Source organism: Haemophilus sp. HN_Hi16 (assembly GCF_049823435.1).
Classification (GTDB): domain Bacteria; phylum Pseudomonadota; class Gammaproteobacteria; order Enterobacterales; family Pasteurellaceae; genus Haemophilus; species Haemophilus influenzae_D.
In genome coordinates this window covers 1,026,663-1,038,635 of the sequence record NZ_CP187500.1, presented here as the reverse complement: position 1 = coordinate 1,038,635, position 11,973 = coordinate 1,026,663, and the positions used below count along the sequence as shown (strand labels likewise).

Below are 11,973 nucleotides of genomic sequence, written 5' to 3'. Positions count from 1 at the left end.
CCGCGGTTACAGAATATCGCCTAGGGTAAGTATACCCTAGTTTAACTAAATATTACCCCTTTGGGGTAGAAATTACGTTCCCCAAAGGGGAACAACTATAACCATAATTAACCGTGGGTATACCTACCCTCAGTAAAATACCTTTATTTTTTACCGCACTTTTTAAAAGATTATTCTGTAATTAATGCAATAGCTGCTTCTTCCGTTTCTTGCACTTTAGCCATTTCTTGGAACTCTTGTGCATCCATAATATCTTGATTAATCAAACCTTTTTCGATTTCACGCAATGCAATAACTGTTGGTTTGTCATTATTTTCTGGCACTAACGGCGCACTTTGGTTAAGTTGTAATTGTCTTGCACGACGCGCAGCCGTTAAAATTAAATCAAAACGGTTACCAATTTTTTCTACTGCATCTTGCACAGTAACACGAGCCATAATTTACTCCGATTTGTCAAAAATTACTCTATTGAAAGGGCGCTATAATACTCAATTTCGCCTTATTTGGCTAGTAGCTGTTGAATTAACATTGCATTTTGTTTTTGCTGATAATTTTTGGTTAAACGTTCTGCTTGCAAAATACTTTGCAAATCTTTTAATGCTTTCTCGAAATCATCATTCACAATAACATAATCATATTCGTCATAATGCGAAATTTCACTTATCGCTTTTGACATTCGTTCAGCAATAACCTCTTCACTATCTTGCCCACGACCAATTAAACGACGTTCTAATTCAGGCAATGAAGGCGGTAAAATAAAAATGCTTTTTACTGAAGGCACTTTTTTACGGATTTGTTGAGCGCCTTGCCAATCAATATCTAAAAATACATCAATGCCTTTTGCTAAATTTTCTTCAATCGCAGGTAAAGAGGTTCCATAATAATTTCCACCAAAAACTTTGGCATATTCTAGAAATAAATCTTGCTCAATGAGTGATTCAAACTCTTCTTTTGATACAAAATAATAGTGTACGCCTTCAACTTCACCAGGGCGTGGGGCACGGGTCGTATGGGACACAGAAACCATTTTTTGAGTTGAACTATCTGATGCCAATAACGCTGAAATTAATGAAGATTTTCCCGCACCACTTGGTGCAGATAAAATATAAAGATTACCTTGAGACATAGATCATTTAACCTTTTCTAACAATTTCAGTCTATTATGCAGATTTCTCTATAAAAAATCATCAAAAGTGCGGTGATTTTTTACGGTACTTTTTCATTCTAATGATGATTTGATATAGATCACAAAAAAGTAGTAGGGTTATAGTTTTATAAAAATGCTCGTGCTATACTCTACAACACAATCTTACTGAGTAAGTAGTATTACTCAAAGCGAACAGATTTGTTTAACTTAAATAAAAGGTGAAAATCTTATGGCAATTAAAATTGGTATTAACGGCTTTGGTCGTATCGGTCGTATCGTATTTCGTGCAGCACAACACCGTGATGACATCGAAGTTGTAGGTATTAACGACTTAATCGACGTTGAGTACATGGCTTATATGTTGAAATATGATTCAACTCACGGTCGTTTCGACGGCACTGTTGAAGTGAAAGATGGTAACTTAGTGGTTAATGGTAAAACCATCCGTGTCACTGCAGAGCGTGATCCAGCAAACTTAAACTGGAGTGCAATCGGTGTTGATATCGCTGTTGAAGCGACTGGTTTATTCTTAACTGATGAAACTGCTCGTAAACACATCACTGCAGGTGCGAAAAAAGTTGTATTAACTGGCCCATCTAAAGATGCAACCCCTATGTTCGTTCGTGGTGTAAACTTCAACGCATACGCAGGCCAAGATATCGTTTCTAACGCATCTTGTACAACAAACTGTTTAGCTCCTTTAGCGCGTGTTGTTCATGAAACTTTCGGCATCAAAGATGGTTTAATGACCACTGTTCACGCAACGACTGCAACTCAAAAAACTGTGGATGGCCCATCAGCTAAAGACTGGCGCGGCGGCCGCGGTGCATCACAAAACATCATTCCATCTTCAACAGGTGCGGCGAAAGCAGTAGGTAAAGTATTACCTGCATTAAACGGTAAATTAACTGGTATGGCTTTCCGTGTTCCAACGCCAAACGTATCTGTTGTTGATTTAACTGTAAACCTTGAAAAACCAGCTTCTTACGATGCAATCAAACAAGCAATCAAAGACGCAGCTGAAGGTAAAACTTTCAATGGCGAATTAAAAGGCGTATTAGGCTACACTGAAGATGCAGTTGTTTCTACTGACTTCAACGGCTGTGCTTTAACTTCTATATTTGATGCAGAAGCAGGTATCGCATTAACTGATTCTTTCGTTAAATTGGTATCTTGGTACGATAACGAAACCGGTTACTCAAACAAAGTATTAGATTTAGTTGCTCATATCTACAACTACAAAGGCTAATTAAAACTTTGAAAAAATTAACCGCTCTTCGGAGCGGTTTTTTATTATCTAGAATTTAATTTACGATCTAAAAATGAACGAGGGATCACTAAAAATAATTTAAAATAATCAATATTCTTCTAGCTTTTATTCTTATTTAAGATTATATTAGCGTACAACTGTTCGCTCAATTAAAATCAAAAATAGGGTTAATATGAATCTCGATCTCCATTTTGTTCATCGTATTCAACAACAAGCCAAAACTCGTGCAAATATGACCGCACTTCGCTATAAAGAACGAGGCTTGTGGCGAGACATCTCTTGGAAAAATTTTCAAGAGCAACTCAATCAACTTTCTCGTGCATTGCTTGCTCACAATATTGGCGTACAAGATAAAATCGCTATTTTTGCCCATAATATGGAACGTTGGACGATCGCTGACATTGCGACCTTACAAATTCGAGCAATCACAGTACCTATTTACGCAACCAATACAGCCCAGCAAGTAGAATTTATCCTAAATCACGCCGATGTAAAAATTCTATTCGTCGGAGATCAAGAGCAATACGATCAAGCATTGGAAATTGCTCATCATTGTCCACAATTACAAAAAATTGTGGCAATGAAATCCACCATTCAATTACAACAAGATACTCTTTCTTGCACTTGGGAAAGTTTTATTGAAACAGGTTCAAACGTACAACAAAATGAACTAACCCAACGCTTAAACCAAAAACAATTATCGGATTTATTTACGATTATTTATACCTCAGGCACAACGGGAGAGCCAAAAGGTGTCATGTTAGATTACACTAATCTCGCACATCAATTAGAAACGCATGATCTTTCACTTAATGTGACAGATCAGGATATTTCACTTTCTTTCTTACCCTTTTCGCATATTTTCGAACGAGCTTGGGCGGCTTATATTCTTCATAGAGGTGCAATACTTTGCTATTTAGAAGACACCAATCAAGTGCGGTCAGCTTTAACAGAAATTCGCCCAACTTTAATGTGTGCCGTACCACGTTTTTACGAAAAAATTTATGCCGCCGTATTGGATAAAGTTCAAAAAGTACCAAAACTTCGCCAAATAATGTTCCATTGGGCAATTTCCGTAGGACAAAAACATTTTGATTTACGTGCGAATAACAAAGCTATTCCGTTCTTATTGAAGAAACAATTTGCTTTAGCGGATAAATTAGTACTCTCAAAACTTCGCCAATTATTGGGTGGGCGTATAAAAATGATGCCTTGCGGAGGAGCAAAATTAGAACCGGCTATTGGGTTATTTTTCCACGCCATTGGTATCAACATCAAATTAGGCTATGGCATGACAGAAACAACTGCAACCGTTTCTTGCTGGCACGATTTTCAATTTAACCCAAATTCAATAGGAACACTGATGCCAAAAGCGGAAGTTAAAATTGGGGAAAATAATGAAATCCTCGTGCGTGGCAAAATGGTAATGAAAGGCTATTACAAGAAGCCAGAAGAAACGGCTCAAGCCTTTACAGAAGATGGTTTCTTAAAAACTGGCGATGCGGGAGAGTTTGACGAACAAGGCAATTTATTTATTACCGATCGCATTAAAGAATTAATGAAAACCTCAAACGGTAAATATATCGCGCCACAATATATCGAAAGCAAAATCGGTAAAGATAAATTTATCGAACAAATTGCGATTATCGCCGATGCAAAAAAATATGTATCTGCACTGATTGTGCCTTGCTTTGATAGTTTGGAAGAATACGCTAAACAGCTCAATATTAAATATCATGACCGTTTAGAATTACTAAAAAATTCTGACATTCTGAAAATGTTTGAGCAGCGTATTAATGCGGTGCAAAAAGAATTGGCCCATTTTGAGCAAGTAAAAAAATTCACGTTACTTTCTCAAGCATTCAGCATTAAATTAGGCGAAATTACACCAACATTAAAATTGCGTAGAAAAGTGATTTTGGAACGTTATCGCAAGCAAATTGAAGCAATGTATCATTCACAAGAAGCATAACCAAAAGGCTCTCAATTGAGAGCCTTTCTTTTCTAATTATTCAGGAAACTTTTCTTCTAAAATCAATGCAAGTCCATCTTCATTATTGGTTGCCGTAATCACATTTGCCACTTGTTTAATTTCATCTGGCGCATTTCCCATTGCCACTCCAAGCCCTGCGTGTTGTAGCATATCCAGATCATTAAAATTATCGCCAAATGCAATCACTTCATTAGTTTGTACGCCAAAATAATCTTCCAAAAAACGCACCGCACTTCCTTTGGTTGCATTCTTATGCATTACCTCTAAAAAGTTAGCATGGGAACGACAAATACTCAGATGTGGAAATTTTTCCTTTAAAATAATTTCAATCTCAATGATTTCTTCTGCTTCCCCAATAATTTGGATTTTATGCGGCGAACCTGTTGCTATTTCATCAAAAGGATGAATTTCAATTTTGGTGACGCTGCGTTCATAAATCACCCATTTATTTTCTACATCACGAGCATGGCAATCATTATTTGTATAATAATTCACGCCAAGCAAAGGGTGATCCGCCAAAACGGCATTAATATCTAAAATATCTTTGGGATCGATTTGTACGCTATAAATTGGTTCAAGATGTTGATTCAAAATAAGCGCGCCACTAAATGCAACAAGTACATTATTCGTTTCAAGCTGTTTCCAATAAGGCAAAATCCCCAAAGGAGAACGTGCCGAAATTGGCACAAAAGGAATGCCATTCGCCGTTAAACGCTTAATTACCGCAACAGTTCTAGGGGAAATGGTATGTCGAGAGGTTAATAAGGTGCCATCAAAATCACTAAATACTGCTTTATACATCATTACTCCGAATAAAGATTATTTCTCTGCTAGATAAGGATCAGCAAAGCCTAATCCTTGCATAATTTGGGTTTCTAAACTTTCCATTTCTTCCGCTTCATCGTCTTCAATATGATCATAGCCTAGTAAATGTAAGCTACCATGCACGACCATATGCGCCCAATGCGCCATTAATGGTTTCTCTTGTTCTGCGGCTTCTCTCTCCACGACTTGACGACAAATAACAAGATCCCCTAGCAACGGCAACTCCACTTCATCGGGGCATTCAAATGGAAATGAAAGCACGTTAGTCGGACGATCCTTGCCACGATAAGTTAAATTTAATTCGTGGCTTTCGGCTTCATCCACAATACGAACCGTCATTTCGACTTCATTGTCCTCAGGCTGAACAGCCGCCGTTGCCCACTGAACAATTTGTTCTTCTGCTGGTAAACCCTCTATATTTTCTGTGGCAATTTGCAAATCAACCAATATACTTCCCATTTTACTCTCCTAAATTCTTTTCAATTTCTGACCGCACTTTTTGCACCTATTGAATACATATAACAAACGCGTGAACTTATGACTATTCTTGTGTGTAAAAATAAAGCGAACTAACAACAAGCCCAATTACTCTCCACAAATTAATCTTTTCTTAATATAAAACATATATCGTAGGATAAATATGAAAATCAAACTATTCCCTCTATATAGACAAAATCATCCCCTGCACATTTTACACTCCATTTTCGAAGCAAACTGAAAAATATTCGCTATAGTTGATTTTTATGCTTAAATTTTTAACCACTCTCACTGGATTAGTTAAACACAAGGATATGTAGGATGCAACTAGACACTTATCCACAATTTCTATAAATTAAAATTAATTTTGTGTTTTGAAGTAAACACAATTACAACAACTAACCCATAATACCGCTTGCTTATTAAGCAAAAATGCGTATTATAGCCGTCTATACGTCAATACATCCAAATTTAAAAGATAAGAGAGAAAATATGTCTAGCTATTTATTTACATCTGAATCTGTCTCTGAAGGGCATCCAGATAAAATTGCCGATCAAATTTCTGATGCAGTACTTGATGAAATCCTAAAACAAGATCCAAAAGCACGAGTAGCTTGTGAGACCTACGTAAAAACCGGTATGGCATTGGTGGGTGGGGAAATCACAACCTCTGCGTGGGTTGATATTGAGAATTTAACCCGTAAAGTGATTTGTGATATTGGTTATGAACATTCTGAAATGGGTTTTGATGGCCATTCTTGTGCAGTGCTTAATGCGATTGGTAAACAATCTGTAGATATTAACCAAGGCGTTGATCGTGAAAATCCATTAGATCAAGGCGCAGGCGACCAAGGTATTATGTTTGGTTATGCCACCAATGAAACGGATGTATTAATGCCTGCAGCTATTACTTATGCACATCGTTTAATGGAAAAACAAGCTGAAGTGCGTAAAAGCGGTAAATTAGCATGGTTGCGCCCTGATGCGAAAAGCCAAGTAACGTTAAAATATGAAGATAATAAAATTGTTGGTGTGGATGCGGTTGTGCTTTCTACTCAACATTCTGAAGAAGTTAGCCAAAAAGACTTACACGAAGGTGTGATGGAAGAAATTATCAAACCTGTATTACCAAGTGAATGGCTTTCTAAAGAAACAAAATTTTTCATTAACCCGACTGGCCGTTTTGTTATTGGTGGACCGGTGGGGGATTGTGGTTTAACTGGTCGTAAAATTATCGTCGATACTTACGGTGGTGCCGCTCGTCACGGTGGTGGCGCATTCTCAGGAAAAGATCCCTCTAAAGTAGATCGTTCTGCGGCTTATGCAGCACGCTATGTCGCAAAAAATATTGTGGCAGCTGGTTTGGCAGATCGCTGTGAAATCCAACTTTCTTATGCGATTGGTGTGGCTGATCCAACATCTATCATGATCGAAACCTTTGGAACTGGAAAAGTTGCGAATGAATTATTAGTATCGTTAGTGCGTGAATTTTTTGATTTACGTCCTTATGGCTTAATTAAAATGTTAGATTTAATTCAACCAATCTATCGTGAAACGGCAGCTTATGGTCATTTCGGTCGTGAGCAATTCCCTTGGGAAAAAGTGGATCGTGCAGCAGAATTACGTGTTGCAGCAGGTTTAAAATAATAGGCTTGAATTTTTAGTTTGAAAGGCTTATATTGGAAAGGCAACAAGGTTTCTTGTTGCCTTGACTGATAAGTGTTACCAAGCTGGCGAGCTATACAGTAACAAAATAAATATGATGACGATTATAAAGATAATTTTCATCAATTTTGTCTCCCAATCAGTGTTAAAACAAACTGATCGAGATGATTGCATTACCTGCCCCCCCCAGTCAGGCAATAACGTACCTGACCAACCACTGATCATTCTATCATATAAAAGCCGCTTATCTAGCGGTTTTGCTTTTACCTATGACATCAATATCATTAATTCCATTCCGTCACTTAAAAATGCAAGTGCAACGCAAATTGAATCAATCCTTGCAACTGGCAGAGGCTTATTTTAAGCGAAAGTTTACAATGCCTGAGGTAAATTATGAGTTGCGTGGCATAAAGGCAGGCGTGGCTTACCTACAAAAAAATGAAATAAAATTTAACCGCACTTTGTTATTAGAAAATGCAGATGAATTTATTCGACAAGTCGTGCCACACGAGCTTGCGCATTTGATTGTGTATAAAATGTTTGGTCGCGTAAAACCACACGGGAAAGAATGGCAATTTGTAATGAATGAAATTTTTAAGCTGCCTGCAGATACCTGTCATCAATTTGATATAAAAAATGTGCAAGGTAAAACCTTTGAATATCGTTGTGCGTGCCAAACCCATTTTCTAAGTATTCGTCGGCATAACAAAATAATGAAAGAAAACATCGAATATTTGTGTAAAAAATGTAAGGGAAAATTAATTTTTGTCGATGAAGACGAATAATTTTTGTGATATATTTTCTCAGTTTATTCAATAAATAAAAGGATTATCCAATGAAAAAATCTTTATTAGCAGTTATTGTTGGTGCATTTACCTTTGCTTCTGTTGCAGATGCGAATATCTATGCTGAAGGCGATATCGGTTTATCTCAAACTAAAGCAAACGGTAGTAATAATACAAGAGTTGAACCTCGTGTATCCGTGGGTTATAAAGTAGGAAATACACGCGTTGCGGCTGATTATACACATCACGGAAAAGTTGATGGCACAAAAATTCAAGGTTTAGGTACTTCGGTATTTTATGATTTTGATACAAATTCTAAAGTGCAACCTTATGTTGGTGCTCGTGTAGCGGCTAATCAATTTAAATACACCAATCGCGCAGAACAAAAGTTTAAAAGTTCTTCTGATATTAAGCTCGGCTATGGTGTTGTAGCAGGTGCGAAATATAAATTAGATGGCAACTGGTATGCAAATGGCGGTGTTGAATACAATCGTTTAGGTAATTTTGATAGTACCAAAGTTAATAATTATGGCGCAAAAGTTGGCGTGGGTTACGGATTCTAATTTTTAGAATACAAAAATCTTTTTTATAAAACACTTTAATTTAACGGTGATCGTTTAAAACAATCACCGTTATTTATTTTTGGATTATTTCAATAGGCTAAAACCCAAAACTTACCCCAGTTGCAGCACCCACACCGTTATTGGTATCAGCAGCGCCAAAAAGGCTAATCATACTGAAACAATTTTATTTTGAGCTATTTGTTTTTCTTTTAGATTTCCTTCATCTGTAACAAGTTGAGCATCAAGTGCGGTCAGTTTTTTCTCAATTTCTTCGAGTTCTTTTTTATTTTTCTCTGAATCGTTATTATTTGCCGCATCAGATGTCATCGTTATGCTATGTTTAGTTTCTAATTCGCTACGACGAGCCTTTAGCTTATTCAAATTTGCTTCAGCTTTTTCTTTGGCTTCTTTGGCTTTCTGTACATCTTCGGCTTTCAGTTTTTGACTGTTTGAACTTGTACTATTCATTTTGTTTTGCAATGTAGTATACGCAGTCTTTCGAGAATTAAATGTACTGTTTGCAGCAGGGATTTCTCCCTCGATCAAATTTCGCAATTCTGATAACTCGCTGTATTTTTCTACATCCTTTTTAAATGTCTCTTTTGCCTTATCGATGCCTTCTTGCATAGATTCTGATTCAGTTTTCAATTGTCCTTTTAGGGTATAATAATTGTCTGAGTTTACCTCTGTATATTCTCCACTGAAATTTTGTTTGTCATCACGTTTATCCTTTTTTGATTTTGAGATATATAAAATTAACGTGCTTTTAACAAATTACTATATACAACCTGTAGTAATTAATATTAAATTATCAGAGATTCGATTTCTCGCTAAGGTAGTCTTTTTATTGGGCGAATAATTGTTTAACAAATAATAGTTCTTGTCGTTCAAATTCTTCATTGGTAATCGGTGCGCTAGCTCTTTCAAGCATAGTAGAAAATGTGCTATCGCCCATATCTGCTCCTTCAATTTGATTACTGATATGGGCTTCTTTTAGGGCTTTAATACGTTGTTCTATAATTTGCTCAAAATTCATTATTTTCCTCGTTAATACTATATTTTGGAAAAGTATAGCACAAGGCAAAGATATGACGAAGTAGCTTTTACTTTTCAATTAAAAAATCCCAACCTAGGTCGGGATTTAAAAATCACTAAAAATTTTACCGCACTTTATGCTTTGGTTACTTCAAAACGTTCAAATGCCAATACTTTTTTCTCTAATTTACGTAGTAATAAAGTCGCAATGCCTGTGATTATTAAATAGATACCGCCCGCAATGCCGTAAATTGTCAGTGCGTCATATTCTGTACCATAAAGTTGGCGTGCGTAACCCATAATATCCATAATGGTAATGGTGGAAGCTAATGCCGTGCCTTTAAATACCAAAATAATTTCGTTACTGTAAGACGGCAATGCGCGTTTTAAAGCGTAGGGAATTAAGATTTTGAGTGTCTGTAATCGGCTTAATCCTAACGCTGCACAACTTTCCCATTGTCCTTTATGAATGGCTTTTACTGCACCGTGAAATAATTGGGTGGAATAAGCTGCACTATTTAGTGCTAAAGCTAATGTGGCACAGAACCACGCATTGGATAAGAAAAACCATAATGGGCTGTCAATAATCCATTGAAATTGACCGGGCCCCGCATAAATTAAAAAGAACTGTACTAACAGTGGCGTGCCTGTGAATAAAGTAAGGTATAAATTGACCGCACTTTTTATCCATTTATTTTCCATTGAAAGTAAAAAAGTAAGAAATAAGGCTAAAAAGAAAGCAATCAGTAAGGATACGACAGTAAGTAGTAAACTCGTTGGAATCCCTTGTGCGATCACAGTTAAATATTCTTGAAACATTATTTCACGCCCCTTTCAAAACGAGTAAAACGCAGCTCTAATTTTCGAATACCAACTTGGCTAATTAATGTTACCGCTAAATAAATTAACGCAGCAATACCGTACCAAGTAAAGGGTTGATGTGTATTGGCATTAATCAGATCCGCTTGGCGCATCAAATCATCTACGCCAATTAATGAAACTAATGCTGTGTCTTTTAGTAATACAAGCCATTGATTGCTTAAACCTGGTAAAGCGTGACGCCATACTTGTGGCATAACAATGTGAATAAAGGTATAGCTTTTGCTTAAACCTAACGCTGCACCTGATTCCCATTGTCCTTTTGGTATGGCTTGAATTGCGCCGCGTAATGTTTGTGAAGCATAAGCCGCAAAAATAAGAGAAAGCGCAAACACACCACAGCCAAATGCCCCAAATTCAATGTATTCTCCTGTTAGCATTTCTACTAATTCAGTAGAACCAAAATAGACAAGTAATACAACAATAATTTCGGGTAAGCCACGTAATAATGCCACAAATATTGTCATCGGCTTGCCAACAAAACGATTTGCTTCAAGTGCGGTAAAAATTAGGCTTAAAAATAAGCCTAAGATCAATGAACAGACCGCAAGCCCTAAAGTCATTAGGGCAGCGGTAAACATTAAAGAAAGAAAGTCAGAAAACATAAATTATTTTGTCATCCATTTATCATAGATTTTTTGGTATTCGCCATTCGCTTTAATTGCAGCTAAACCTTTATTTAGTTGTGCCGCCAAATCTTTGTTTGATTTGTGCATTGCAATCGCTATCCCGTTACCAAAATATTTTTTATTGGTTACTTTTTCGCCTATAAATTGAATTTCTGGCTCTTTGGAAATCATATCGGAAAGCACTGCGGTATCGCCAAAAATAATATCAATCCGACCGCTCTTTAAGTCTAAAATAGCATTTTGTAAAGTTGAATAGGATTTTGGAGTATATTGCTTGGTCTCCGCTACGGTGTATTGTTGGAATGTTGTGCCATTTTGAACACCTATATTTTTTGCGCTCTCTAAAGTTGCTTTGCCTTTAAGAGCAACATAGCTTGCTGTGCTGTCGTAATATGGATCAGAGAATAGCACTTGTTTTGCACGAGCATCAGTAATATCAATAGCGGAAATTGCCGCATCAAAACGTTTTGCTTTTAAATTTGGAATTAACGCATCAAAGGCTTCGCTCTTGAATTTACAGGTTGCTTGGATTTCTTGACAAATTGCATTTGCCACATCCACATCAAAGCCGATAATTTCGCCTTTTTCATTTGTGGTTTCAAATGGTGGATAGCTAGGTTCCATTGCAAAAGTGAGTTCTTGTGCGTTTGCAGCAACAGATGATCCCAATAAAATGGCAGTTAATAATGTTTTTTTCATCGTAAG

The 11,973-nt window shown here is 36.7% G+C and carries 14 protein-coding genes; 5 read left to right on the top strand and 9 right to left on the bottom strand.

Going from position 1 to position 11,973, the window contains the following annotated elements; genetic code table 11:
* Window positions 1-170 precede the first annotated feature (170 nt).
* Both rpoZ and gmk read right to left on the bottom strand, forming a co-directional pair.
* Window positions 171-437, bottom strand: a complete 267-nt coding sequence (gene rpoZ, locus ACPT9C_RS05155) for a DNA-directed RNA polymerase subunit omega (RefSeq protein ID WP_042593663.1) — start codon at window positions 435-437, stop codon at window positions 171-173.
* A gap of 62 nt (window positions 438-499) precedes the next feature.
* Window positions 500-1,126 (bottom strand): guanylate kinase, encoded by a 627-nt coding sequence (gene gmk, locus ACPT9C_RS05150; RefSeq protein WP_021035427.1) that lies wholly within the window; start codon window positions 1,124-1,126, stop codon window positions 500-502.
* A gap of 250 nt (window positions 1,127-1,376) precedes the next feature.
* On the opposite strand from gmk, the gene gap reads away from it, so the two are divergent.
* Window positions 1,377-2,396, top strand: coding sequence for a type I glyceraldehyde-3-phosphate dehydrogenase (gene gap / locus ACPT9C_RS05145; protein ID WP_050949379.1), 1,020 nt, complete (start codon window positions 1,377-1,379; stop codon window positions 2,394-2,396).
* Between the two features lie 193 nt (window positions 2,397-2,589).
* Entirely contained in the window at window positions 2,590-4,389 is a 1,800-nt protein-coding gene (locus ACPT9C_RS05140) for an AMP-dependent synthetase/ligase (protein ID WP_050949378.1), read from the top strand.
* A 36-nt stretch (window positions 4,390-4,425) separates the two neighbouring features.
* On the opposite strand, the gene ACPT9C_RS05135 is transcribed toward ACPT9C_RS05140, so the two are convergent.
* The gene (locus ACPT9C_RS05135; protein WP_050949377.1) at window positions 4,426-5,211 is read right to left on the bottom strand and encodes a Cof-type HAD-IIB family hydrolase; all 786 of its coding nucleotides are present in this window, start codon (window positions 5,209-5,211) and stop codon (window positions 4,426-4,428) included.
* Between the two features lie 18 nt (window positions 5,212-5,229).
* Window positions 5,230-5,694 (bottom strand): rRNA maturation RNase YbeY, encoded by a 465-nt coding sequence (gene ybeY / locus ACPT9C_RS05130; RefSeq protein WP_050949376.1) that lies wholly within the window; start codon window positions 5,692-5,694, stop codon window positions 5,230-5,232.
* Between the two features lie 510 nt (window positions 5,695-6,204).
* On the opposite strand from ybeY, the gene metK reads away from it, so the two are divergent.
* The 3 genes from metK (at window position 6,205) to ACPT9C_RS05115 (ending at window position 8,725) form a co-directional block, all read left to right on the top strand.
* A complete protein-coding gene (gene metK, locus ACPT9C_RS05125) occupies window positions 6,205-7,359 on the top strand; it encodes a methionine adenosyltransferase (RefSeq protein WP_050949375.1) in 1,155 nt (384 codons plus the stop codon).
* Between the two features lie 287 nt (window positions 7,360-7,646).
* A complete protein-coding gene (locus ACPT9C_RS05120) occupies window positions 7,647-8,162 on the top strand; it encodes a SprT family zinc-dependent metalloprotease (protein WP_050949374.1) in 516 nt (171 codons plus the stop codon).
* A gap of 50 nt (window positions 8,163-8,212) precedes the next feature.
* Window positions 8,213-8,725 carry an opacity family porin gene (locus ACPT9C_RS05115; RefSeq protein ID WP_050949373.1) on the top strand — a complete coding sequence of 171 codons (513 nt, stop codon included), beginning with the start codon at window positions 8,213-8,215 and terminating at the stop codon, window positions 8,723-8,725.
* Window positions 8,726-8,893: 168 nt separating this feature from the next.
* Here ACPT9C_RS05115 and ACPT9C_RS05110 read toward each other — a convergent pair whose 3' ends face one another.
* From ACPT9C_RS05110 to ACPT9C_RS05090, 5 genes are all read right to left on the bottom strand, one after another.
* Window positions 8,894-9,352 carry a hypothetical protein gene (locus ACPT9C_RS05110; protein WP_050949372.1) on the bottom strand — a complete coding sequence of 153 codons (459 nt, stop codon included), beginning with the start codon at window positions 9,350-9,352 and terminating at the stop codon, window positions 8,894-8,896.
* A gap of 217 nt (window positions 9,353-9,569) precedes the next feature.
* On the bottom strand, window positions 9,570-9,761 hold the full coding sequence (locus tag ACPT9C_RS05105; protein WP_050949371.1) for a hypothetical protein: 192 nt from the start codon (window positions 9,759-9,761) through the stop codon (window positions 9,570-9,572).
* Between the two features lie 134 nt (window positions 9,762-9,895).
* A complete protein-coding gene (artM, locus tag ACPT9C_RS05100; protein WP_050949370.1) occupies window positions 9,896-10,579 on the bottom strand; it encodes an arginine ABC transporter permease ArtM in 684 nt (227 codons plus the stop codon).
* Window positions 10,579-11,244, bottom strand: coding sequence for an arginine ABC transporter permease ArtQ (gene artQ / locus ACPT9C_RS05095; RefSeq protein ID WP_044330467.1), 666 nt, complete (start codon window positions 11,242-11,244; stop codon window positions 10,579-10,581). Before artQ ends, artM begins: the two co-directional genes overlap by 1 nt.
* Window positions 11,245-11,247: 3 nt before the next feature.
* Window positions 11,248-11,967 carry a lysine/arginine/ornithine ABC transporter substrate-binding protein gene (locus ACPT9C_RS05090; RefSeq protein ID WP_048951360.1) on the bottom strand — a complete coding sequence of 240 codons (720 nt, stop codon included), beginning with the start codon at window positions 11,965-11,967 and terminating at the stop codon, window positions 11,248-11,250.
* Between the last annotated feature and the right edge of the window lie 6 nt (window positions 11,968-11,973).

Coding starts and splice junctions, on each gene's coding strand:
- rpoZ (WP_042593663.1), bottom strand. CDS start 437: ATGGCTCGTGTTACTGTGCAAGATGCAGTAGAAAAAATTGGTAACCGT.
- gmk (WP_021035427.1), bottom strand. CDS start 1,126: ATGTCTCAAGGTAATCTTTATATTTTATCTGCACCAAGTGGTGCGGGA.
- gap (WP_050949379.1), top strand. CDS start 1,377: ATGGCAATTAAAATTGGTATTAACGGCTTTGGTCGTATCGGTCGTATC.
- ACPT9C_RS05140 (WP_050949378.1), top strand. CDS start 2,590: ATGAATCTCGATCTCCATTTTGTTCATCGTATTCAACAACAAGCCAAA.
- ACPT9C_RS05135 (WP_050949377.1), bottom strand. CDS start 5,211: ATGTATAAAGCAGTATTTAGTGATTTTGATGGCACCTTATTAACCTCT.
- ybeY (WP_050949376.1), bottom strand. CDS start 5,694: ATGGGAAGTATATTGGTTGATTTGCAAATTGCCACAGAAAATATAGAG.
- metK (WP_050949375.1), top strand. CDS start 6,205: ATGTCTAGCTATTTATTTACATCTGAATCTGTCTCTGAAGGGCATCCA.
- ACPT9C_RS05120 (WP_050949374.1), top strand. CDS start 7,647: ATGACATCAATATCATTAATTCCATTCCGTCACTTAAAAATGCAAGTG.
- ACPT9C_RS05115 (WP_050949373.1), top strand. CDS start 8,213: ATGAAAAAATCTTTATTAGCAGTTATTGTTGGTGCATTTACCTTTGCT.
- ACPT9C_RS05110 (WP_050949372.1), bottom strand. CDS start 9,352: ATGCAAGAAGGCATCGATAAGGCAAAAGAGACATTTAAAAAGGATGTA.
- ACPT9C_RS05105 (WP_050949371.1), bottom strand. CDS start 9,761: ATGAATTTTGAGCAAATTATAGAACAACGTATTAAAGCCCTAAAAGAA.
- artM (WP_050949370.1), bottom strand. CDS start 10,579: ATGTTTCAAGAATATTTAACTGTGATCGCACAAGGGATTCCAACGAGT.
- artQ (WP_044330467.1), bottom strand. CDS start 11,244: ATGTTTTCTGACTTTCTTTCTTTAATGTTTACCGCTGCCCTAATGACT.
- ACPT9C_RS05090 (WP_048951360.1), bottom strand. CDS start 11,967: ATGAAAAAAACATTATTAACTGCCATTTTATTGGGATCATCTGTTGCT.